This is a genomic window from Streptomyces sp. NPDC044003 (genome assembly GCF_056435185.1).
In genome coordinates, this window is record NZ_JBWKFA010000002.1 from 606881 (window position 1) to 630099 (window position 23219).

Consider the following 23219-nt stretch of genomic DNA (forward strand, 5'->3'; position numbering starts at 1 on the left):
GCCATGTGCTCAGGCGGTCAGGATGCCCGGGTCGGACTGGCTCGCCGCGCCGGTCTCGACGTGCCCGGCCAGCCGGCGGAGGTAGTCCGCGTGGACCGGGGAGGTGATCGTGACGTCGTACCAGTGGTGGGCGGCGGAGACGTCGACGCCGTGGGTCGTGGTGCCCTTCGGGAGGGCGAGGGTCACCGTGGTGCCGTAGGCGTCGGTGAGGGTCGCCGTCGTCGCCGCGCCCGCGTTGACGAAGGTGAGGTCCAGGGTGCCCGTGGTGGCGTTGTGGCGGGCGGTGACCTCGGGGACGGCCGTCTTGGCGGGGGAGCGGAAGCGGCGGAGGAAGCCGTTGGGGCCGTGGACCGTGAGGTCGGTGGTGCCCTTGGAGTACTTGGTGTTCCAGGTGTCCGCGATCGTCTTGTTCGCCTCCGCCGTGTACGTCCAGGGGGCGTCCGTGCGGTTCGCGGAGGTCACGTAGAACTGGGCGCCCGACGCCGGGCCGCCGCTGAAGGTGAGGCGGTAGGTGCCCGCCGTCACGTCCGCCGCGCCGTCCACGTACGGGGCGTACTTCAGCGGGCGGGTGGGCTTGGCGCCCGGCTCCTGGCGGGGCATCGTGCCGACCGCCGGGGCGGTGGCCAGGAAGTCCGGGTGGCGGTTCTTGTCCGGCGGGTAGTAGCCGGCCGTCGGCGGGAGCGGGGCGGGCTGCGCGTCCGTGCGCGTGAAGTCGAAGGCCGAGGTCAGGTCGCCGCAGACGGCACGGCGCCAGGGGGAGATGTTGGTCTCGCGGACGCCGAAGCGGGACTCCATGAAGCGGATCACCGACGTGTGGTCGAAGGTCTCCGAGCAGGTGTAGCCGCCCTTGGACCAGGGGGAGACGACCAGCATCGGGACACGCGGGCCCAGGCCGTAGGGGCCGGCCACGTAGCCCGTCTTCCCCGGGAAGTAGTCGAGCGTCGTGGGCGCGGTGGAGAGACCCTGCGCGGCCGAGCCCGGGGCGTACGGCGGGACCACGTGGTCGAAGAAGCCGTCGTTCTCGTCGTACGTGATGAACAGCGCCGTACGGGCCCACACGTCCGGGTTCGAGGTCAGCGCGTCCAGGACCTGCGCGATGTACCAGGCGCCGTAGTTCGCGGGCCAGTTGGCGTGCTCGGAGAAGGCCTCGGGCGCGGCGATCCAGGAGATCTGGGGGAGGCTGCCCGCCTGTACGTCGGCGCGGAGCTTGTCGAAGAAGCCCTCGCCGGCCTTGGCGTTCGTGCCCGTGCGGGCCTTGTCGTACAGCGGGTTGCCCGGCTGGGCGTTCCGGTAGGTGTTGAAGTAGAGGAGGGAGTTGTCGCCGTAGTTGCCGCGGAAGGCGTCGTTGATCCAGCCCCAGGAGCCCGCCGCGTTCAGGCCGTCGCCGATGTCCTGGTAGATCTTCCAGGAGACCCCTGCCGCCTCCAGACGCTCGGGGTAGGTGGTCCAGCCGTAGCCCGCCTCGGCGTTGTTGAGGACGGGGCCGCCGCCCGTGCCGTCGTTGCCGACGTAACCGGTCCACATGTAGTAGCGGTTGGGGTCGGTCGCGCCGATGAACGAACAGTGGTACGCGTCGCAGAGGGTGAAGGCGTCGGCGAGCGCGTAGTGGAACGGGATGTCCTCACGGGTGAGGTGCGCCATCGTGGCCTTGGTCTTGGCCGGGATCCAGTTGTCGTACTTGCCCTTGTTGAAGGCGCTCTGGCCGCCGGCCCAGTCGTGGTTGAGGCCCTGGAGGTACTCCATGCCCAGCTTGTCGCTGGTCGGCCGGAAGGGGAGCGTGACCTTGTTGCCGTCGGACTGGTTCCAGACCGACTTCCCGCTGGGCAGGGTCACGGGGCGCGGGTCGCCGAAGCCCCGTACGCCCTTCATCGCCCCGAAATAGTGGTCGAAGGAACGGTTCTCCTGCATCAGGACCACGATGTGCTCGATGTCCTGGATCGTGCCGGTGGAGCCCTGCGCCGGTATCGCGGCGGCGCGGGCGATGCTCTCCGAGAGCATCGTGAACGCGGCGGCGCCGCCGGTCAGCTGAAGGAACCGGCGGCGGTTGAGGTCGGCCATGGGGGAGTTGCCCTCCGGGGGTGAGTGCTACGTCGACGGGGGTGCGGGTGCGACGGCCGGGCGGACCGGCTGACGGGCGCCCCACAGGAGAGCGCCCGTGAACCACCGCCCGGCGGCCGTCCCATGACTGCCCGTCGTACGGCAGACGAATCCCCCGTGCCCGAACGTGAAAACTCACAACCGAACGCCCCCGGTGGGTCGATGACCACCAGGGGCGTACGGGAACCAACAGAAAACCACGCGCCGCGCTGATCGGCGGGCGGCCGGCGAACTACTCGACGACGAGCTCGACCTCGATGTTTCCGCGGGTGGCCTTCGAGTACGGGCAGAAGGCGTGCGTCTTCTTCAGGAGGGTGAGGCCCGCCTCGCCCTGGAGGTGGTCGGGGAACTCGGCGCGCATCACGACCGCGAGGCCGAAGCCGCCGTCCGCCGGGTCCTTGCCGATGGAGACCTCGGCGGTGACGGAGGCCTCGGAGATGTCGATCTTCTCCTGGCGGGCGACGACGCCCATGGCGCTGGCGAAGCAGGCCGCGTACCCGGCGGCGAAGAGCTGCTCGGGGTTGGTGCCCTGGCCGTTGCCGCCGAGCGCCTGCGGGTGGGCGAGGGGGAGGTCGATGTGGCCGTCGGAGCTGACGGCGCGGCCCTCGCGGCCGTTGGCGGTGGCGACTGCGGTGTAGATCGCGTCCATGGGTGTTCTTCCGTCCTGTCCGGGTTCCGGGAAGTGGTGGCCCTCCATTTGTAGCGCACGATTCAGTTGTGCACAACTTAATCGCGTGTGAGGGGCCTCGCGTATCCTGGAGCCATGGAGACGCTCGACTCGGTCCCGGACGCCGACTTCCTCCGGCTCGACCACCAGATCTGCTTCTCGCTGCACGCGGCGACCCGCGCCTTCAACGGCGTCTACCGGGAGGCCCTCAGGGAACTCGGGCTCACCTATCCCCAGTACCTCGCCATGCTCGTGCTCTGGGAGCACGGCGAGCTGCCCGTGAAGGGGATCGGGGAGCGGCTGAAGCTCGACTCCGGAACCCTGTCGCCGCTGCTCAAGAGGCTCGAAGCGGCCGGATACGTCGAGCGGCGCCGCAGCCCCGAGGACGAGCGGTCCGTCACCGTCCGCCTCACCGGCGACGGCACCGCCCTGCGCGAGAAGGCCCTCGGCGTGCCGCGCCGGATCGCCGCCGCCACGGGCCTCGGCCTCGACGAGATCCGCGAGCTGCGGGAACGGCTCGACGCGCTCGCCGCCCGCCTCGACGCGGTCGACCCGGACGACCTGGCGTCCTGCGCGACCGGTCTCTGAGGCGTACTCGACCGTCCGGCCCGTGCGGCAGCCCGTCCGGCCCGCCCGGCAGCCCGCCCGGCCCGCCCGGCCCGCCCGGCCCGCCCGGCCCGTGCGGCCCGTCCGGCCCGTGCGGCCTCCCGGGCCTGGCGGGACCCCTGGAGTGCGGGCCGTCAGGCCTCGGGGTGGGCCAGGCGGCCGAGCAGGGCTACCGCCTCCTCGGCCCGTACCGGCCGGAAGAACTCGGCGTCGACCGCCTCGACCGCCGCGATCGCGCGGGGTGCCAGGGCGGCGCCGGTGTCCGTGACCCGCAGCCGCTTGGCGCGGGTGTCGGCCGGGTCGACCTCGCGTGCGACGAGGCCCTTGTTCTCCAGGGTGCGCAGGACCTGGGAGGTCATCTTGACGTCCGTGCCGGCCTGCCGGGCCAGGGCCAGCTGGTTCGGCTGCTCGCCCTGGGTGTTGAGCCACCAGGCGCAGGCGAGTAGCACGAACTGCACGTGCGTGAGACCGAGCGGGGCCAGGGCCGCCGCGATGTCGCGCTGCCAGCGCAGCGTGGCGTGCCACAGCAGGAATCCGGGGCTCTGCCCGGGGTCGAGGGGCATCAGCGCTGCGCCAGCTCGACCAGGGCGGCCATGGTGTCGGGCCAGTCGGCGGTGATGCCCGGGCCGATCTGCGGGCCGGCCTCGTCCGCGCCGGCCCCGGTGATCTCCATCCGGTAGACCACCCGGATCCGGTCCTGTGCGACCCGGTCGATCCGGTGGACCGTGCGCAGCAGCAGGTCCCCGAAGCGGGCCTCGTCGACGAAACGTTCGTTCTCGACGGCCTCGGCGACGTGCAGCAGGACCGGGTCGTCCCCGGGCGGGGTCATCGTGATCCGGGCGCCCGTCACGAAGGGGCCGCTGATCTCGATCTTCTCGATCTCGGCGTTCCAGCTGCCCCAGCCGGGGACGTCGGCCCAGAGACGCCAGACGGCCTCCGGGGTGGCGCTGGTCTCGATGCTGTGCTCGTACTCCCACATGAGGACCTCCTCGACCAGATGATGTGCACGTAGACTATCTCCGCGCAGACTATCTGTCGAGGGGTGCGGTCGTACGGCTCTCAGGGCGCGCGCCGTGCGGACGCGCGCGCGTGGTTCAGACCCAGCAGCACGCACACGTCCGTCAGGAGCGGCACGTGATAGGGCAGCGGCCGCGGTCCGGCCTGGTCGGGGCGGGAGACGAAGCCGCCGTCCGGCCGCTGCCGCTCCAGGAGGTGGCGTACCGCCCGCCCGGTCGCACCCCGGGCGGACGGCACGGTCGGCGTCCGGGCCACCGCGATCAGCGCGTACGCGGTGCTGATCGGATCGCTCGGATCGGACGGCACGTGCCCCCAGCCGCCGTCCGCGTTCTGTGTGTCGACAAGGCGCGCCACGGCCCGCGCCCGGGCCCGCGCCACCTCGGTCCGGGCCGCCGTGCCGGGACCGCCGGCCGTCACGGCCAGGAAGGAGTCGTACGCGAGGACGGTACGGAACAGGGCGTTGCTCTCGTTGAGGCTCCAGCTGCGCTCGAACGGCCCGGCGGCCTCCTGCCGGGCCGCGACGAACCGGACGGCGGCCTCCACCGCCGGGCGGTGCGCGGGCTCGGGCGCGAGGGCGTTCACGGCCGCCGCCGTTATCGCGACCTCGGAGGCGGTGCCGTGCTCGAAGGTCGGGAAGCCGCCGTCCGCGCCCTGCCGGGCCAGCAGATACCGCTCGCCGGCCGCCACCTCGGCGCCGAACAGTCCCGGATCGGCCGCCCGCAGGAACTCCACGCAGTACGAGGTGTCGTCCACGTCGCTCTGCGCGACCCGCCGGTCGAACCCCCAGCCGCCGTCGGCGTTCCGGTGCTCCGTCAGGCCGGTCGCGAGGGCCCGCAGGGTGTGGGCGGGGGCCCCTGCCCCGGCCAGGGCGAGTCCGCCGGTCGCCGTCGTGAACACGTCCATGCCCGTGAGGAACGGCAGCCCGCCGTCCTCGCGCAGCCAGTCGCGCAGTTCCCGCGCCCGCGCGCGCACGTCCGCCGCGTACCGGGGCCGCAGCCGCAGGGCGAGCAGGGCCAGGATCCGGGCGAGATGGTTGCCGTACGGGGGCGGGCCGGGCAGCGAACAGGGTTCGAGGGCCCGCCAGTCCTCCTCCGTGACGAGCCGCGGCGCGCCGGTCCCGTGGGCGTACAGGACCTTGAGGGCGGCCATCTCCGTGATCAGCCACCGCTGTTGGCCGCGCGCCTCGAACAGTGCCTCGGGGGAGGGGAGTTCGGGGAAGGGGTGGGCGCCGAGCTCCGCCAGGAGCGTCCGGAACATCAGCCGTTTGCGCCCGGCGGTGAAGTGGTCGAAGCCGCCGAGCAGCCGGGCGAGCGCGCCCCGCCCGTCCACGTACTCGCCGAGGGCGGCACGGGCCGCGGCCTCCTGCACGGGGTCGGGGGCGCCCTCGTCCAGGGCGGTCTTCAGCCGGCGGGTGAGCCGTTCCTGGGCGTCCGGGTCCACGCCCGTCACCGTCAGCAGCCGCAGGGCCAGGGCGGATTCCAGGATCCGGCTGTCGCAGGGGGCCCGGAGCAGCCCGTCGGGTCCCGCGGCCGCCACCAGGCGGGTGGCGAGCCGGGCCCGGGCGCGGTCCAGTGGCTCGCTTCCCGGGAGGGGTTCCGGCCGGGGGCCGGGGGCGGCGAGGGAGACGCCGGGTAAGGGCGGCGCGCAGTGCGTCATGGGGGAGGTGTCCTTGCAGCGGTGTCGTACGGAAGGTGAGGGAGGGGGGAGGGGTAGTCGGCGGGGGAGGGGCGTGGCACGACGCCGCCCGTCGGGGAGTGTGGCGCGCGGCCCCGTCGTGTGGCGGTCAGCAGGGGAAGAGGCGCCGCACGGCCTCCGCGCCGGCCGGGACCAGCGGGGTGTAGCCACCGGTCAGGACCGCGAGCGGTGCGACGAAACCGCACCACGCGATCTCGCGCGGATCGGGCCGGGGCGCGCGGTCCGCCGGCCAGCGGTGGACGGTCAGGAAGCAGGCGCCGTGCGGATCGTCGACGCGGATCCGGTACGCCTCCGTGAGTCCGGGCGCCTGCTCCCAGCCCAGCTCCTCGCGGAGCTCCCGGAGCGCGGCCGCGCGGTACTCCTCGCCGCTGCGGACCGCCCCGCCGATCAGGACGTCGTAGTGGCCCGGGTAGGCGGGCGCCGAGGCGGTCCGCCGGTAGAGGAGGACCCGGCCGGCGTGGTCGGTGCAGACCGTCGCCGCGTACCGGCGGAGCAGCCCGTCGGGGGGCCCGCCTGCCCGCCCGCCCTGGGTCACCACCCGGTCCCCGGGATCGACGTAGTCGACGCGCTCGGAGCCGTGACTCCCGGGTGCCGGCGCGTTCACACGCGCTCGCGGACGCGTGCGCGCACCGGGCCCGCCGGGCGCAGGTTGATGCCGAACACCGGCTCGCCCGCCGGTTCGGTCGTCGCCACCTCGAACCGGGCGAGGAGCGCGCCCAGCAGCACCTCCATCTCCCGCATCGCGAACCGCGTGCCGAGACAGGCCCGCGAGCCCATGCCGAAGGGGAGGTACGCGCCCGGCGGCAGGGGCGACCGGGCCGGGAAGCGGCCCGGGTCGAAGACCTCGGGCTCCGGCCAGACCTCCGGGTCGCGGTGGGTGAGGTACGGGCAGACGAGGAGGTCCGTGCCGGCGGGGATCGCCCAGCCGTCCAGCGTCTCGTCCGCCGTGCTGTGCCGGGGCAGCAGCCAGCCCGTCGGGTAGAGCCGCAGCGTCTCGGAGAGCACCGCCTCGACGGCCCCCGCGTCCCCCGCGGCCCGCTCCATGACCTCCGGGTGCGCGTCGAGCAGGACGAACGCCCAGGTCAGCGTGCGGGCGCTGCTCTCGTACCCGGCGACGAGCAGGGTGACGAGCTCGTCGCGGATCAACCGGTCCGTGTACGCCGGATCCGTCCCGGCCGCGTCGAGCAGCCGGTCCAGGACGCTCACCCCCGCGCCGGACGCCCGGTGGCGGGCCCGGGCGTCGGCGAGCGCCCGGAACATCCGCTCGTCGACCGCGGCGAGTGCCGTCGCCGCCTCCGGTGGCAGCGTGCTCGCGCCGCCGACCTCGGCGGGCAGCGCCGCGACGATGTCCTGCACGGCCGCGAGGTCGACGTACGTCTCCCGGTCCAGGGGCCGGTCCGTGAGCGAGCGCCAGATCGTGTCGACGGTGAAGAACTGCACGTCCTCGGCGATGTCCGTCGGCTCGCCGCGGCGGGCCCGCTCCGCCCAGCGGTCGACGACACACGCCGCCGCCTCCACGATGTGCCGCTCCCAGCGCTGGATGCCCCGGCCCGTGAACATCGCCTGGAGGAGCTTCCGTTGGGACCGCCAGGCCTCGCCCGTGGCGGTGATCATGCCGTCGCCGAGGAGGGGCCTCGCCCGGTGCGAGCGCTTCACGTACCGCTCGCCGCCGACGCCGAGCACCTGGTGCACGTGCCGGGGCTCCGTGACCAGGACCGACGTCCGGCCGCCGCGGCGGAATCCGGTCAGCCGGCCCGGGGTGTGTGCCTGGCGGAGGAGGTCGACGAAGGGTGCTCCGGAAGCGGTCCAGGCCGCCACCGCCTCGTCGTCGAGGAGGTCGGGAGGCAGGCCGGCCGTCACGCCTTCCGTCACGCATTGCGATTGCATGATGACGTATCGTAGCGCTCTGTGCGATCTCCAGACCCCATCCGATCTTCCGCGGCGGTGCCGCCGGCGGTGCTCGCCCCCGAGGCCTGGGAGTCGGCGCTCACAGGGCGCGAACGGCGCGCCGGGGAAGGCGCGTTCGCGGTGGTGAGCGGAGGGGTGGGCGCGCCGTGACCCCGTCCCCGCCCGGCCGCGACGCCGTGACCCCGTCCCCGCCCGGCCGCGACGCCGTGACCCCGCCCCCGCCCGGCCGCGACGCCGTGACCCCGCCCCCGCCCCGCCGCGACGCCGTGACCCCGCCCCCGCCCCGCCACGGCGACGCGCCCCGCGCCTGGCCCCTGTTCGGGCATCTGCCCCAACTGGCCACCCGGCCCCTCGTCTTCCTCGACTCCCTGTCCGGTCACGGCGATGTCGTCCGCGTCCGGATGGGGACCCGGACCGCTCACGTCGTGAGTCATCCCGCGCTCGTCCGCCGCGTCCTCACCGACCGGCGCTCCTTCGACCGGAGCGGTGTCCTGTACGAGAAGGTCCGCGCGCTGCTCGGCAACGGCCTCGCCACCTGCTCCAACGCCGAGCACCGCGACCAGCGCCGCGCCCTCCAGCCCGCCTTCCACCCCTCCCTGATGGACCGCTACACCACCGTGATGACGGCCGAGACCCGGGCCCTGACCGCGCGCTGGCGGCCGGGGGCGGTCGTCGACGTCACCGAGGAGGCGTTCCGGCTCACGACCGCCGTCGCCGTCCGCACCCTGTTCTCCGCCGGCATCGCCCCCGGCGCCGCCGAGGAGCTGCGGGAGGCCCTCGAAGTCCTGCTGCGCGGGGTCTACACCCGGGTCGTGGCGCCCGCCGTCGACCGGGTGCCGTCCCCGCCGCGCCGCCGCTACCGCCGGGCCCTGGACCGCTGGCGTACCGGCGTCTCCGCCATCGTCGCCGCGTACCGGGCGGCCGGGGTGGACCACGGCGACGCCCTCTCCCTGCTCCTCGCCGTGCGCGACGAGCACGGCCGGGCGCTGTCGGACGCCGAGCTCGGCGACCAGGTCGCCACCCTGGTCCTGGCCGGCGCCGAGACCACCTCCTCGGTCGTCGCCTGGGCCCTGCGCCTCCTGGCCGACCACCCCGAGGCCGCCGCCCGGCTGCACGAGGAGCTCGACACGGTCCTGGCCGGAGAACCGGTCACCGGGGCCGACCTGCCCCGGCTGCCGTACACCCGCGACGTGGTGCGCGAGGTGCTCCGCCTCTACCCGCCGGCCTGGGCGGTCACCCGCACCGCCACCCGCGCGACCGAACTGGCCGGGCTGCCGCTGCCGTCCGGGGCCACCGTCATCTGCTGCCTCTATCTCCTCCACCGGCGGCCCGAACTCTTCCCGGACCCCGCGCTCTTCGATCCCGGCCGGTGGGCCGGCGCAGACGCGCCCCGGGACGCCTGGCTGCCGTTCGGGCTCGGCGCCACCAAGTGCGTCGGCGAGGCGTTCGGCACGGCCGAGGCCGGTCTCGCGCTCGCCGCGATCGCCTCGCGCTGGCGACTGACCCCCGTCTCCCCGCGCCCGCCCCGCCCGGTCCCGCGCATCGTCCTCTCCCCGGGGCCGCAGCCGATGCGGCTCGCCGAGCGGTGAGGGGGGAGGGGCGCGGGCCGGCGTTTCCCAAATTGTAAGGAGCATGGCAGGCTCGCGCTCCTATACTCACTCCATGTCCGACATCACCATCCGGCGCGCCACCGCCGACGACTCCCCACGGCTCACCCGGCTCGTCCGGACCTCCCGGGCCTACCGGGGCGACTACGCCGCCATGGTCGAGGGCTACCAGGTCGGCGGGACGTACATCGAGCACCACCCCGTCTACGTCGCCGTCGACGAAGCCGACGGCGGCCGCGTCCTCGGGTTCTACGCGCTCCTCGTCGCCGAGGCCGAACTCGACCTCGCGTTCGTCGCCGACGCCGCCCAGGGGCTCGGCATAGGCCGGCTCCTCATGGAGCACATGACCGAGCAGGCCAGGGCCGCAGGGCTCGACTCCGTGCGGGTCGTCGCCCATCCGCCCGCCGAGGAGTTCTACCTGCGGACCGGCGCCGTCCGCACCGGCACCGTCCGGCCCGCCGGACACATCCACTGGGAGCGCCCCGAGCTGCGCTACGACGTCGCGTGACCGCCACCCAGCAGGCCTCCGAGCCCGAGCAGCGCCGCCTCTTCGCCGACCTCACCCCGCTGCGTACGTCCGCCGACTACCGCCGCCTCTGGTTCGGCAACACCGTCACCTGGGTCGGACAGGGCATGACGGCGCTCGCCGTCTCCCTCCAGGTGTACGACATCACCCGCTCGCCCTTCTCCGTCGGGCTCGTCGGGCTCTTCGCCCTCGTCCCGCTCGTCGTCTTCGGCCTGTACGGCGGCGCCATCGCCGACACCGTCGACCGCCGCAAGCTCGGCCTCGCCAGCTCCACCGGCCTCGCCGTGCTCTCCGCCGGCCTCGCCGTCGCCGCCTTCGCCGGCTTCCACCGGGTCTGGTTCCTCTACGGGATCGTCGCCCTCCAGGCCGTCTGCGCCGCGCTCAACGCGCCCGCCCGCTCCTCGATGATCCCCCGGCTCCTGCCGCCCGAGCAGCTGCGCGCCGCCAACGCGCTCAACTCCATGACCACCACCTTCGGCACCCTCGTCGGGCCCAGCCTCGGCGGCGTGATCGTCGGCCTGGCCGGCTACCAGACCGCGTACCTGATCGACGCGATCGCCTTCTCCGCCTCGCTCTACGCGATGTGGCGACTGCCCTCGATGCTGCCGGAGCGCACCGGCGGTTCCGACGCCAAGAGGGCCTCGGTCCTCGACGGGCTCCGCTTCCTCGCCACCCGCCCCAACCTGCGCATGACGTTCTTCTCGGACTTCTGCGCGATGATCCTCGCCCACCCCCGCGCGCTGTTCCCGGCCATCGCCGTCCTCTGGTACGGCGGCGACGCGAAGACCACCGGACTCCTCGTCGCCGCGCCCGCGTTCGGGGCGCTCCTCGGCGGCGTCCTCTCCGGCTGGCAGGGCCGCATCCGCCACCACGGGCAGGCGATCCTCCTCTCCGTCGCCGCCTGGGGCACCGCCATCGCCGTCTTCGGACTGACCCGGAACCTCTGGCTCGGCCTGCTCCTGCTCGCCGTCGCCGGCTACTCCGACACCGTCTCGATGATCTTCCGGAACACGATGATGCAGGTCGCCGCCCCGGACGAGATGCGCGGCCGGCTCCAGGGCGTCTTCATCGTGGTCGTCGCGGGCGGGCCCCGGCTCGGTGACTTCCTCGCGGGCTCCGTCGCCGACCTCACCTCGCCGGCGGTCGCCGTCACCGGCGGCGGGATCGCCTGCGTCCTGGCGATCGGACTCCTCGCTTTCTACGGGCGCGGATTCCGCCGCTACGACGCCCTCGACCCCACTCCGTGACCCTTCTCCCCGAATGACCCCTGTCGTCCTGGCGGTTGGCCGCCACGGCACATAACCGCCAGGAGTGACGGGGGTCAACTCCCGCCCCACAGGCCAAGACTCCTCGCGGCACCCGGAACCACCCCCGACCCCGGGTCCGCGAGGAGTTCCCACCATGACGTCGAGGACCGCACCCTTCGACAGAGGGAGGGCCGCGCTGCTCGCCGCGGGCATCTCGCTCATGATGCTCTCGGCCGGGCAGACCGCCGCCGCCGCGAACACCGCCCCCACCGTGCCGGACACCTTCAAGGCGTCCGCGACGAGCACCACCGTCACCCTCGTCACCGGCGACCGCGTCACCCTCACCGAGCTCGGCGACGGCGGCAGCACCGTCACCGTCGACCGGGCGAAGGGCGCCACCGGCGCGGTACGCAGCCGGACCGTGAACGGCCGGGTCACCGTCGTCCCCGACGAGGCCCGTCCCTACCTGGCCTCCGGCGCCCTCGACCCGCGCCTCTTCGACGTCACCGGCCTCGTCGAGCAGGGCATCACCGGTGACCTCCCGCTGATCGTCACGTACGGAGCCAAGAGCGCGCGGAGCAGCGCCGCCGCCCCGCGCGGCACCGAGACCGTCCGTACCCTGCCCAGTGTCGGCGGCGCCGCCGTCACCGCCACCGACCCCGCCGCCTTCTGGCAGGGCTTCACCGCCCGCTCCACCGCCCGTTCCGCCGCCCCCGCCAAGGTCTGGCTCGACGGGCGCGTCGACGCCGCCATGGCCGAGTCCAACACCCAGATCGGCACCCCGAAGGCCTGGGAGGCCGGGCTCACCGGCAAGGGCGTCAAGGTCGCCGTCCTCGACACCGGCGCCGACCTCGGCCACCCCGACCTCGCGGGCCGCATCGCCGAGACCAAGTCCTTCATCGAGGGCCAGGAGGTCGCCGACCGCGGCGGCCACGGCACCCACGTCACCTCCACCGTCGGCGGCTCCGGCGCCGCGAGCGACGGCAAGGAGAAGGGCGTCGCGCCCGGCGCCACCCTCGCCGTCGGCAAGGTCCTCAGCGACCAGGGCTCCGGCACCGAGTCGCAGATCATCGCGGGCATGGAATGGGCCGCCAAGGACATCGACGCGAAGATCGTGTCGATGAGCCTCGGCTCCCGCGAACCCAGCGACGGCACCGACCCGATGGCCCAGGCCGTCAACACGCTCTCCGCCGAGACCGGCGCCCTCTTCGTCATCGCCGCCGGAAACTCCGGATACCCCGGCTCCATCGGCTCGCCCGGCGCCGCCGACTCCGCGCTCACCGTCGGCGCCGTCGACTCCGCCGACCGCGCCGCCTACTTCACCAGCCAGGGCCCCCGCTACGGCGACCAGGCCCTCAAGCCCGACGTGTCGGCGCCCGGCGTGAACATCCTCGCCGCCCGCTCCCAACTCGTCGCCGGCAGCGGCCTCTACACCACCATGAGCGGTACGTCGATGGCGACCCCGCACGTCGCCGGCGTCGCCGCGCTGCTCGCCGAGAAGCACCCCGACTGGACCGGCGCCCAGCTCAAGAACGCGCTCATGTCCTCCTCGAAGACGCTCGACGCCGGCTCGTACGAGATCGGCGCCGGCCGGGTCGACGTGGCCGCCGCGATCTCCGCGAACATCACCGCCACCGGCTCCGCCGACCTCGGCTTCACCTCCTGGCCGTACGAGGCGAACAAGCCGGTCACCAGGACCGTCACCTACACCAACTCCTCCGACCAGCCGGTCGAGTTGAACCTCGCCGTCGAGGGCATGCCCGCCGGTGTCGCCACCCTCGCCGACACCGCCCTCACCGTCCCCGCCCACGGCACCGCCTCCACCACCGTCACCGGCGACGGCACCAAGGCCCCCGTCGGCGCGTCCTCCGGACGGATCACCGCCACCGCCGGCGGCTCGGCCGTCGCGCACACCGCGCTCGGCCTGGTGAAGGAGGAGGAGCGCTACACCCTCACCGTCCACGTCAAGGACCGCGACGGCGCCGCCACGCCCGCCTACCTGGGCGTGCAGAAGCTCGCCGAGGGCGAGGACCCGTTCCCGGCGACCGTCGGCGAGTCCGGCACGCTCCAGCTGCGCCTCAAGCCCGGCACGTACACCGTCGACACCTTCCTCGACGTCCGCGGCTCCCACGGCGAGGACTCCCTCGGCCTCGGCTTCCTCACCGAGCCGGAGATCGTCCTCGACCGCGACCGGGAGATCACCCTCGACGGACGGCAGCTCCGCGAGATCCGCGCCGAGGTCGAGAAGCGGACCGAGACCCGCCAGCTCCTCATGGAGTTCGACCGCAAGGCGAACGGCGCCTCCTACGGCGGAGCCGTCCAGGTCCCCATGACCTACGACTCGGTCTTCGCCGCGCCCACCCGGAAGCCCGCCACCGGCACCTTCGAGTACCGGACCGTGTGGCGCCTCGGTAAGCCGCTCATGGAGGCGAGCGTCGACGGCGTCCGCCTCGCCGGCGCCACCGTCCAGGGCGGCGGAACGTTCCTGGAAGGCCGCCACCGCCTCGGCCTCGTCGACGCGGGCACCGGCACCCCCGCCGAGTACACCGGCAAGGACGCCGGCGGTAAGGCCGTCCTCGTCCGGCTCACCGAGGGCGCCGACCCGAAGGCGCTCGCCCAGGCCGCCCAGGACGCGGGCGCGAAGGTCCTGTTCGTCACCGACGACCGGCCCGGCCGGCTGATGGCGTACTTCGGCACCGCCGACTACGAGGACCGGCCGCTCGCCGTCGCCACGGTCAACACCGCCGACGCGAAGCGGCTCGCCGCCGGCGCAGCCGAGGGCCTGCGCGTCGACCTCACCGGCACCCGCTTCACCCCGTACACCTACGACCTCTCCGAAGGACACCCCGGCGCCATCGGCACGGACCTCGTCTTCCGGCCGGACGAGGACGAACTCGCCACCATCGACTCCACCTTCCGCATGCCGACCAAGCGGAAGGAACTCGGCGGCGAGTTCCGGTACTCGCTCACCGACACCTTCCGCATCGGCTTCGGCTTCAAGGAGTGGATCGCCTTCCCGACCACGCGCACCGAGTACGTCTCCACCGGCACCGGCCAGCGCTGGCACGAGTCCGTCGACCTCGGCGACTCGCTGGAGGAGCGCGGCGGACAGTCCGTCTACCGGGGCGGCAGCCGCGTCGGCCTCGACTGGTTCGGCCCCGTCTGGCACCCCTGGCTCGGCACCGGCCTCGGCTGGGGCCAGCAGCGCACCGGCAACGACCTCCGCTTCAACACCCCCGGCTGGGGCGACTCCGGCAGCGACCACACCGGCTTCGGCAACGTGTGGAGCGACGACACGATGACCCAGTACACCGAGGTGTACGTGAACGGCGTCCGCGTCGACCGGAAGAAGAGCTCCGGCGCCTACGCCTGGGACGCACCGGCGGAGGAGGCCACCTACAAGGTCGTCACCGACACGGCGCTCGACGCGGACCGCTGGCGGCTCGGCACCAAGGGCCACAGCGAGTGGACCTTCCGCTCCGCCGAGACCCCCGACGACCGGATCACCTATCTGCCCCTGCTCAACCTCGGCTTCGACGTGGACACCGACCTCGACGGCGACGTCCGCGCCGGCAGCCGGCTGCCCGTCGGGATCTCCGCCGAGTACGTGAAGGGCGCGGCCGGCACCGGCACGATCGGCACCGGCACCCTGGAGGTCTCCTACGACGAGGGCGCGACCTGGACGAAGGTCGCGCTCAAGAAGTCCTGGCGCGGCGCCTCCTGGACCGGTGAGCTGCGGATCCCGTCGGGCGCGGGCTCGGTCTCGCTGCGGGCCGGGGCGAGCGACGACCGGGGAGGCTCCGTGACGCAGGAGCTGATCCGCGCGGTGGGAGTGAAGTAACCGGGCGGGATACGGCCGGGCCCCTCCTCCAGGAGGGGCCCGGCCTTCCCCTTCGCGCTCAACCGGCCGTCGGGAGTGCCTTCTTCAGGACCTTGCCCATGTCGTTGCGGGGGAGGGCGTCGAGGTAGCGCACCACCCGGGGGCGCTTGTGCGGTGCGAGCAACCCGGCCACGTGATCGGCGAGCTCCTTGTCGTTCGGCGGCTTCTCCCCGTCCTGCGGCACCACCCAGGCCACGATCCGCTCGCCCAGGTCCGGGTCCGGCTCGCCCGTGACGGCCGCCTCGCGGACGCCGGGGTGGTCGAGGAGCGCGTTCTCGATCTCGCCCGCCCCGATCTTGTAGCCGCCGCTCTTGATGAGGTCGGTCGCCTTCCGGCCCACCAGACGCACCCCGCCGTCCGCCTCGCGGACCGCCATGTCGCCGGTGCGGAACCAGTCGCCGTCGAAGGCCGCCGCCGTCGCGTCCGGCCGGTTGAGGTAGCCGGAGAAGAGGTTCGGGCCGCGCACCTGCACCTCGCCGACCGTCTCCCCGTCGAGCTCCTCCAGGACGGAGCCGTCCTCGTCCACGAGGCGCAGGTCCACGCCCGCGAGCGGGTTCCCGACCGTCCCCGGCCGGGGCTCGCCGCCCGGGCGCACGCTGGTGTTCATGAGCGTCTCGCTCATCCCGTACCGCTCCACGACCGTCCGGCCCGTCGCCGCCGCGATCCGCTCGTGGTCGTGCACCGGCAGCGCCGCCGAGCCGGAGACGAGGAGCCGGGCGCCCGCCAGCGCGTCCGTGAGGCGGTCGTTCGCGTCGAGCGCGTCCGCGAGCCGGTGGTACATGGTCGGTACGCCGAACAGCATCGTGCCGCCCCCGGCGCCGAGCTCCCGCGCGACGCCGTCCACCGAGAACCCGCCCAGGTGCCGGACCTCGCCGCCGCGCCGCAGCGGGCCCAGGATCCCGAGGACGAGCCCATGGACGTGGAACAGCGGCAGCGCGTGCACGAGGACGTCGTCCGCCGTCCACGACCAGGCCTCGGCCAGCGCGTCGAGGGAGGCGGCGACCGCCCGGCGGGAGAGCAGAACGCCCTTCGGCGGGCCGGTGGTTCCGGACGTGTAGACGACGAGCGCGGTGGCCTCCGGGTCGACCGGCGCCGCCGGCGGCGCTTCCGGCCCGGTGAGCTCCACGTCGACCCGGGGGAGCGCCGCGAGCCCGCCCGGCAGCTCGTCCTCCGGCCCCGCGAGCACGAGGCCGGGCGCGCTGTCGCCCAGGATGTGCGCCAACTCCCGCTCTCCGGTGCGCGGATTGAGCGGTACGGCAGGCACGCCGGCGAGCAGCGCGGCGACCACGGCGACGGCCGTCCGGGCGGTCGGCGTGGCCCAGACGGCGACCCGCTCCACCCCGGCGAGGCGCCCGGCGAGCGCGCCGGCGGCGCGGGCCAGCTCGGCGTACGTCAGGGTGTCGGGGCCGACACGCAGGGCGGGGCGGTCGGACGGGTCCGCCAGGGCGGGGAAGAGCGCACTCACCGGTCGTACTCCTCGGGTCGTCGAGGGAGGGGGCTACCAGGAGGAATTCTGCCCGTGCGGAGGGCGCGGCGTGGCCGATGGCCCAGGTCGGGGACCACCCCTTCGTGGTGGGCGCGCGGCGATCACCGCGCACAGGGCCGCGAGGGGGAGCTCCGCGCACACGGCCATGGCGACGGCGACGGCCAGCTCCGGTCCTGCGGCGGAGGTGGCGAGGTCGACGCAGGCGTCGCCGAGGAGGAACACCGCGGCGGCGGCCGCGGGCGCGCGGTGACGGGCGTCGCCGCGCAGCAGCCGGCTGCCGGCGGTGAGCAGCGCGGCGGCCTCCAGGGCGTCGAGGGCGACCCAGGCGGCGGCCTCGGCGGGCGGGAGCGTACCGGCGATATAGCCGAGCCAGGGCAGCAGGGCGAGGCCCGCGCCCAGGAGCACGCGGCCCTGCAGGCGGCGGACGCGGCCGAGGCGGGGGATGCCGACGGAAGCGCGACTGTCGTCAGCGGCAAGGGGGATGAGGGAGGTCAGAGCCATGTCGGAGGTCGCTTTCGCTGTCACGAACCCGGCCGTCGGGCTCGTGATCAACCCTCCGGTCGCCGCGCTCCGGAGTCAGTAACACCGCTGTCCGTCTTGGGGTGGCACTGGCTACACCCCCGATGCGGACGACAGGTTCATGGCAGGCCGCGGAGACCGGCCCCTACGGTGAGGGCATGAAGATCCGTACCCGGCTGCGGCGAGCGCTCACCCGCCTGACGCGCGACGCGTCCTTCCTCGCCCTCGGGGCGCCGCTCCATCTCCTCATGAGCTCCCTGCTGTTCGTGGTCTTCGGCTTCGTGTGGGAGAGCGTCGCGGGAGCGGACGGCAGCTGGCCGATCGGCCTGGGGATCACGGTCGTGTTGACGGTGCTCTGCGTGCCGGCGCTGACCGTGGCCCAGTGCTGGCGTTTCCGGCGGCTGCTCGGCATCGACATCCCCCGCCCGGGGTGGCGGCGGCCCTGGCGCCAGTTCGGCTACCACTCCCTGGCCGGGATGCTGTTCGGCTGGCTCGAAGCGCTGGTGGTGGCGCTGATCCCGGCCGGCCTCGCCACTTCGCTGACCACGGTGTGGGTCTACGCCGTCCCCTGGAAATGGCGGATCAAGCACCCCGAATACTCCACGCAGGCCGCGTACATCTCCGTCGCGGGACTGCTCGTGCTGGCGGCGGTCCCGTACCTGGCCGCCGCCCTCGTACGCCTGGAGAGCGAGGTGGTCCCCGCCCTGCTCGGCCGCAGCCGGGAAGAGGACCTGGCGCGACGGGTCGAGGACCTCACCGAGAGCCGGGCCGGCGCGGTGGACGCCGCCGACGCGGAACGGCGGCGCATCGAACGGGACCTGCACGACGGGGCGCAGCAACGGCTCGTCTCGCTGGCACTGAACCTGGGCATAGCCAAGGCCACGCTCGTGGACCTGCCGCCCGAGGCGCGCGAGGTGATCGACGCGGCGCACCGGGAGGCGAAGGAGTCGATCGAGGAGCTGAGCAGCCTCGTGCGCGGCCTGCACCCCGCCGTCCTGGACGAACTCGGCCTGGACGCAGCCCTGTCGGGACTCGCGGCCCGCGCCCCGCTGCCCGTACGGCTGAGGGCGGACCTGCCGCGACGGCCGCCGCCGGTGATCGAGGCGGTCGCCTACTTCGTCGTCTCCGAGGCGTTGACGAACGTCGCCAAGCACGCACGGGAGGCGACCCGGGCCGATGTGACGGTCACCCGGCTGGGCGGGATACTGCGGGTGATGATCGAGGACGACGGCCTGGGCGGGGCCGACCCCGGCAAGGGAAGCGGCCTGACGGGGCTCGCCCAGCGCGTGCGGTCCGTCGACGGAACGTTCCGAATGAGCAGCCCGGTGGGGGGACCGACCATGATGAGCGTGGATCTGCCGTGCCAGAACTGAAGAACGCCGGGCAGGAGGAGCCCCGTGTGCGACGTGCGGTGATCGCCGAGGACTCCGTCCTGCTGCGGATGGGACTGGTCAAGGTCGTGGAGATGGCCGGCTTCGAGGTGGCCGCCGAGGCGGGCGACGCCGAGGGGCTCCTCGCCGCGGTCGAGGAGCACCGCCCCGACCTGGCGGTGATCGACGTCCGGATGCCGCCGGGCTTCACGGACGAGGGGGTGCGCGCCGCGCTGTCCATCCGCCGCAGCCGGTCGTCGACCGCCCTGCTGCTGCTCTCCCAGTACGTCGAGGAGCGCTACGCGGCCGACCTGCTCGCCGCCCACACCAGCGGCGTGGGCTATCTGCTCAAGCAGCGGGTCGCGGACGTCGAGGAGTTCATCGAGGCGCTGCGGCGGGTCGCGGACGGCGGCACCGCGCTCGATCCGCAGGTCGTCGCCCAGCTCCTCGTACGGCGGTCGAACGATCCGCTGGAACGGCTGACGGCCAGGGAACGGGAAGTGCTCTCCCTCATGGCCGAGGGCCGCTCCAACGCGGGCATCGCCACCCAGCTCGTCGTCAGCGAGAGCGCCGTCGCCAAACACATCAACAGCATCCTCGCCAAACTCGACCTGTCCAAGGCGGACGCCGACCACCGCCGGGTCCTGGCCGTGCTGCGTTTCCTCGGCGTGGGCGCGTGACCGTGTCCGGTGGGCGCGTGACCGTCTAGGGGCGGCGCGCCGTGACCTCGGCGGGCTTCGGGTCCGGGCTCTCGCCGCCCGGCCTGATCCCCCGCATCCGCCCGTACGCGTACACACACCCCGCCAGCGCCAGGTCCGACAGCAGCATGAAGCCGATCGAGTACGAGCCCTTCGCGCTGTAGATCGCGCCCATCACCAGCGGCGGCACGAATCCGCCGAGGCCGCCCATCGCGCCGACGATGCCGGTCACGCTGCCGACCTGGGCCTGCGGGGTGACCTGGGAGACGAGGGCGAAGACCGAACCGCTCGCCGTGCCGAGTCCGGCCGCCATGAAGAGGAGGGCGATCGTGCCGCCCGGGTACAGCGGCGGGTCGAAGGCCTGGACGATCGCGAACAGGGCGGCCGTGCCGAGCGCCCCGGCCGTCACGAGCGCCGGGTGGATCCGGTCCGAGAGCCAGCCGCCGATCGGCCGGAAGATGACCGTGACCAGGGCGAATCCGGCGGCCTTGGTGCCCGCGTCCGTCGGGTCGAGCTCGTACCAGGTCTTCAGGTACGTCGGCAGGTAGACGCCGAACGCGACGATGCCGCCGAACCCGATCGCGTACAGCGCGGACAGCTCCCACGTCACGCGCAGCCGTCCCGCCGAGGCGAGGCGGGACCCGAGGGAGGCCGTCGGGACGGGCCGGTCCGGGCGGTCGGTGATGAGGAACGCGGCCAGCACCGCGTACACGGCGAGCGCGATCGCGACCACGATGAACGGCAGGTTCTCGCCGTGCTTGGCGATCCGGGGCGTGAAGTAGCCGGAGAGCGCCACACCGCCCATGCCCATGCCGAACACCCCGAGCGCGAGACCGCGCTTGGCGGGCGGGAACCAGGAGTTGACCAGGGGGATGCCGATGGCGAACGTCGTGCCGCCCAGACCGAGGAGGAAGGCGACGACCAGCAGCAGGCCGTAGGTGTCCTTGACCACGGTCAGCAGCAGCACGGGGACGATGGTCAGCGCCGAGACGAGCGGGAACATCCGCTTCGCGCCGTACCGGTCGGTCAGGGCTCCCGCCGGGACGCGCCCGAGCGAACCGACCAGGACGGGGACCGCGACGAGGAACGACTGCGCGAAGGAGCTGAGGTCGAGCCGGTCGCCGTACCAGCTTGCGAGCGGTGCGATCAGGTTCCACGCCCAGAAGGTGAGCGTGAAGCCGATCGTGGCCATCACCAGATTGCGGTAGGCCGCCGCTGTCGGGGACTTGGTCTCGGTGGTCACGTCCTCAGTCAAGTTCCGGGGGAGGGGCTCGGCGCGCCCAACTGCTCCGTACGAGGGACGCCGTCCGGTCCTACGGCCAGGTCACCGTGGTCGGCGGCGTCCCGTCGTCCTCGACGCGCAGCCGGGCGCCACCCTCCCCGGCCGACACCTCGACCGTGATCGCGCCGACCCCGGCCCGCCGGTGCGCCGCCGCGAGCGCCCCGCGCAGTACGGCGAGGAGCTTGTCCGCCGTCGCCTCGTCGACGAGCGTGTCGACCGCGCCCGAGAAGTGCACGGACGGCTGGAAGCCCAGCAGGGCCGCCGCACCGCCGGTCTCGCGCAGCACCCGCCCCCGGAAGGAGGTCGGCGCGTCCGCCGGCGGCTGCTGGAGGGCGAAGATGGTCGTCCGGACCTCCTGGATCGTCGAGTCCAGTTCGTCCACGGCCCGGCCGAGCAGCTCGTTCTCGTCGGAGGAGCCGGCGGCCCGCCGCCGCGTCGACTCCAGCATCATCTCCGTGGCGAACAGCCGCTGCACCACCAGGTCGTGCAGGTCCCGCGCGATCCGGTCGCGGTCCTCGAAGACCGCGAGGCGCTCCCGGTCGTGCCGCGCGTCCGCGAGCACCAGGGCGAGTGCCGCCTGCGAGGCGAACTGCGAGGCGTGCAGCCGGTCCACGGCCGAGTAGGGCGCGCCGCCGCGCCGCCGGGGCAGGGCGAGGGTGCCGATGAGTTTCCCGCCGCTCTGCAGCGGCAGCATCATCGAGGGGCCGAAGCGGGACCGTACAGGGGTGGTCATCCGGGGGTCCGTGGCCGAGTCCTCGATGAACACCGGCTCTCCGCCCAGGAGCTGGACCAGGACCGGGGAGCCGGGCGCGATCGTCGTGCCGACCAGGTCTCCCGGGTCGTCCGTGGTGGAGGCGGCGACGATCTCCATCCCGCCCTCCTCGGTGGGCTGGAGGACGACGCCGGCCGAGGCGTCGGCGAGGATGCGGGCCTGCTCGGCGACGGTCGTCAGGGCGTTCTCGGCGGGGGCGCCGGTGAGCAGGGCCGTGGTCACCGCGGCCGCGCCCTCGATCCAGCGCTCCCGCTGCCGGGCGGTCTCGTACAGCCGGGCGTTGCCGATGGCGATCCCGGCCTGGGAGGCGAGGACCCGCAGCAGGGCGAGGTCCTCCTCGGTGAAGCGCCCCGCGTGCTTCTCGGTGAGGTGCAGATGCCCGAAGACCTGGGTGTGCACCCGGATGGGGACATCGAGGTGGTCCTCGGGGACGCCGGTCGAGCGCGGACCGTTCGTCAGATCGTCGAGGCGGCCGATCCGCTGCCGCTCCTCCTCGGTCATGCCGGAGGTGAAGAGCTCGGTGAGGCGGTGGCGCTCGGGGTCGACGACCCCGAGCGCCCCGTGGCGGGCTCCGGTCAGCTCGGTGGCGGAGTCCACGATGTGCTGGAGGGTGGTGCGGAGTTCGAGGTCCGTGCCGACGCTGAGGACCGCTTCGAGCAGCATCGGCAGGCGGGGCGTTTCCGCGCCGTCGTCGGTCTCCGCGTCCGCGTCCTCGTCCATGATCGTCATGGTCTCATTGTCGTACGGAACATCCGGTTTTGCGGTGTTCAGTCCTCGTCGTCGGCGAGCGGGTCCCGCTCCGACAGCGGGTCGAGGACCATCGGCTTGACCTTGCCCTCCAGCATCGCGCCGAGGCCCAGGACCGCGCACACGTCCGGCCGTTCGGCGATGTGCACCGGCATCCCGGTCGCCTCGCGCAGCATCTGGTCGAGGCCCGGCAGCAGGGCACTGCCGCCGACCATCATGATCCCGCGGTCCGCGAGGTCGGCCACCAGGTCCGGCGGGCAGTCCCGCAGCACCTTCCCGATGCCGTCGAGGACCGCCGTCAGCGGGGTGTGGATGGCGTCCCGTACGGCGGCGGTGTCGACGGTCACCGACCGGGCCAGGCCCGTGGCGACGTCCCGGCCGTGGATCTCCGTCCAGGCGGGGCCCTGCGTGGTCAGGCCGTTGCCGCTGAGGGCGAGTTGCAGCGGGCGCACCGACTGGCTCGGCAGCATCAGCTCGTGGTGGTGGCGCAGGTGCTGGATGACGGCGTGGTCGATGGCGTCGCCGCCGACCGGCATCCGCTCCGCCGTGACGATCGCGCCGAGCGAGAGCACCGCGACCTGCGTGGTCGCCGCCCCGCACACAAGGATCATGGTCGCGGTCGGCTGCTCGACGGGAAGCCCGCACCCCACGGCCGCCGCGATCAGCGTGTCGACCAGCTCGACCCGGCGCGCCCCCAGACCGACGAGGGTCTCCACGGCGGCGCGCTGCGCCAGCGGATCGCTGTCGTGCGGGGTGCAGGCCGCCGCGCGCAGCCGGGGCTTGCGGCGCAGCTGCCGGCGCAGCTTCTCGCCGAGGAGGTGACGGAGCATCCGCTGCGCCATGTCGATGTCGACGACCGTGCCGCCCGAGACCGGGCGCACGACCCGGATGTAGTCGGGGGTGCGGCCGGTCATCTTCTCGGCGAGGGCGCCGACGGCGATCAGCGCTCCGGTACGGGTGTTGACGGCGGCGACGCTGGGCTCGTCGACGACGAGTCCGGCGCCCTTGACGTAGACCCGGGTGCGGGCGGCACCCAGGTCGACGGCGACATGGCAACGGCGCAGCTGCTCAAGGCTGACGGTCACGGCGGATCCT

Annotated in this window: 19 protein-coding genes; 7 read left to right on the forward strand and 12 right to left on the reverse strand. The window is 73.7% G+C overall.

Annotated features, from left to right (window positions below; genetic code table 11):
• Positions 1-9 precede the first annotated feature (9 nt).
• Both AC07AW_RS09320 and AC07AW_RS09325 read right to left on the reverse strand, forming a co-directional pair.
• A complete protein-coding gene (locus AC07AW_RS09320) occupies positions 10-2058 on the reverse strand; it encodes a phosphocholine-specific phospholipase C (protein WP_478814830.1) in 2049 nt (682 codons plus the stop codon).
• Positions 2059-2329: 271 nt separating this feature from the next.
• On the reverse strand, positions 2330-2746 hold the full coding sequence (locus AC07AW_RS09325; protein WP_351191498.1) for an organic hydroperoxide resistance protein: 417 nt from the start codon (positions 2744-2746) through the stop codon (positions 2330-2332).
• Between the two features lie 114 nt (positions 2747-2860).
• Here AC07AW_RS09325 and AC07AW_RS09330 point away from each other — a divergent pair, with 114 nt between their 5' ends.
• Positions 2861-3352, forward strand: coding sequence for a MarR family winged helix-turn-helix transcriptional regulator (locus tag AC07AW_RS09330; RefSeq protein ID WP_478814831.1), 492 nt, complete (start codon positions 2861-2863; stop codon positions 3350-3352).
• A gap of 152 nt (positions 3353-3504) precedes the next feature.
• On the opposite strand, the gene AC07AW_RS09335 is transcribed toward AC07AW_RS09330, so the two are convergent.
• From AC07AW_RS09335 to AC07AW_RS09355, 5 genes are all read right to left on the reverse strand, one after another.
• Positions 3505-3933 (reverse strand): MarR family winged helix-turn-helix transcriptional regulator, encoded by a 429-nt coding sequence (locus AC07AW_RS09335; protein ID WP_478814832.1) that lies wholly within the window; start codon positions 3931-3933, stop codon positions 3505-3507.
• Positions 3933-4349 carry an SRPBCC family protein gene (locus AC07AW_RS09340; protein ID WP_478814833.1) on the reverse strand — a complete coding sequence of 139 codons (417 nt, stop codon included), beginning with the start codon at positions 4347-4349 and terminating at the stop codon, positions 3933-3935. The genes AC07AW_RS09335 and AC07AW_RS09340 overlap by 1 nt, the downstream gene beginning before the upstream one ends.
• A gap of 80 nt (positions 4350-4429) precedes the next feature.
• On the reverse strand, positions 4430-6043 hold the full coding sequence (locus AC07AW_RS09345) for a prenyltransferase/squalene oxidase repeat-containing protein (RefSeq protein ID WP_478814834.1): 1614 nt from the start codon (positions 6041-6043) through the stop codon (positions 4430-4432).
• Between the two features lie 127 nt (positions 6044-6170).
• Positions 6171-6686 carry an NUDIX domain-containing protein gene (locus AC07AW_RS09350; protein ID WP_478814835.1) on the reverse strand — a complete coding sequence of 172 codons (516 nt, stop codon included), beginning with the start codon at positions 6684-6686 and terminating at the stop codon, positions 6171-6173.
• Positions 6683-7969, reverse strand: a complete 1287-nt coding sequence (locus AC07AW_RS09355; RefSeq protein WP_478814836.1) for a cytochrome P450 — start codon at positions 7967-7969, stop codon at positions 6683-6685. Before AC07AW_RS09355 ends, AC07AW_RS09350 begins: the two co-directional genes overlap by 4 nt.
• Positions 7970-8136: 167 nt before the next feature.
• Between AC07AW_RS09355 and AC07AW_RS09360 the strand changes: the two genes are divergently transcribed.
• The 4 genes from AC07AW_RS09360 to AC07AW_RS09375 all read left to right on the forward strand — a co-directional run bounded on the left by AC07AW_RS09360 (position 8137) and on the right by AC07AW_RS09375 (position 15211).
• Positions 8137-9579: a cytochrome P450 gene (locus tag AC07AW_RS09360; RefSeq protein WP_478814837.1), complete on the forward strand. Its 1443-nt coding sequence runs from the start codon at positions 8137-8139 to the stop codon at positions 9577-9579.
• Between the two features lie 73 nt (positions 9580-9652).
• On the forward strand, positions 9653-10105 hold the full coding sequence (locus tag AC07AW_RS09365; protein WP_392152434.1) for a GNAT family N-acetyltransferase: 453 nt from the start codon (positions 9653-9655) through the stop codon (positions 10103-10105).
• Positions 10102-11370, forward strand: a complete 1269-nt coding sequence (locus tag AC07AW_RS09370; RefSeq protein ID WP_478814838.1) for an MFS transporter — start codon at positions 10102-10104, stop codon at positions 11368-11370. Before AC07AW_RS09365 ends, AC07AW_RS09370 begins: the two co-directional genes overlap by 4 nt.
• 154 nt (positions 11371-11524) lie before the next feature.
• Positions 11525-15211: a S8 family serine peptidase gene (locus tag AC07AW_RS09375; protein WP_478814839.1), complete on the forward strand. Its 3687-nt coding sequence runs from the start codon at positions 11525-11527 to the stop codon at positions 15209-15211.
• A gap of 58 nt (positions 15212-15269) precedes the next feature.
• Here the strand turns inward: AC07AW_RS09375 and AC07AW_RS09380 are convergent, their stop codons facing one another.
• Positions 15270-16715: an acyl-CoA synthetase gene (locus AC07AW_RS09380; RefSeq protein WP_478814840.1), complete on the reverse strand. Its 1446-nt coding sequence runs from the start codon at positions 16713-16715 to the stop codon at positions 15270-15272.
• Between the two features lie 33 nt (positions 16716-16748).
• Entirely contained in the window at positions 16749-17237 is a 489-nt protein-coding gene (locus tag AC07AW_RS09385; RefSeq protein WP_478814841.1) for a hypothetical protein, read from the reverse strand.
• A 176-nt stretch (positions 17238-17413) separates the two neighbouring features.
• Between AC07AW_RS09385 and AC07AW_RS09390 the strand changes: the two genes are divergently transcribed.
• Positions 17414-18628 (forward strand): sensor histidine kinase, encoded by a 1215-nt coding sequence (locus AC07AW_RS09390; RefSeq protein ID WP_478814842.1) that lies wholly within the window; start codon positions 17414-17416, stop codon positions 18626-18628.
• 38 nt (positions 18629-18666) lie between these two features.
• The gene (locus AC07AW_RS09395; RefSeq protein WP_478815318.1) at positions 18667-19305 is read left to right on the forward strand and encodes a response regulator; all 639 of its coding nucleotides are present in this window, start codon (positions 18667-18669) and stop codon (positions 19303-19305) included.
• Between the two features lie 25 nt (positions 19306-19330).
• Here the strand turns inward: AC07AW_RS09395 and AC07AW_RS09400 are convergent, their stop codons facing one another.
• The 3 genes from AC07AW_RS09400 to mreB all read right to left on the reverse strand — a co-directional run bounded on the left by AC07AW_RS09400 (position 19331) and on the right by mreB (position 23209).
• Positions 19331-20515: a nitrate/nitrite transporter gene (locus tag AC07AW_RS09400; protein WP_478815319.1), complete on the reverse strand. Its 1185-nt coding sequence runs from the start codon at positions 20513-20515 to the stop codon at positions 19331-19333.
• A 121-nt stretch (positions 20516-20636) separates the two neighbouring features.
• On the reverse strand, positions 20637-22106 hold the full coding sequence (locus AC07AW_RS09405; protein WP_478814843.1) for a GAF domain-containing sensor histidine kinase: 1470 nt from the start codon (positions 22104-22106) through the stop codon (positions 20637-20639).
• A gap of 38 nt (positions 22107-22144) precedes the next feature.
• Positions 22145-23209, reverse strand: coding sequence for a rod shape-determining protein MreB (mreB, locus tag AC07AW_RS09410; protein ID WP_478814844.1), 1065 nt, complete (start codon positions 23207-23209; stop codon positions 22145-22147).
• Between the last annotated feature and the right edge of the window lie 10 nt (positions 23210-23219).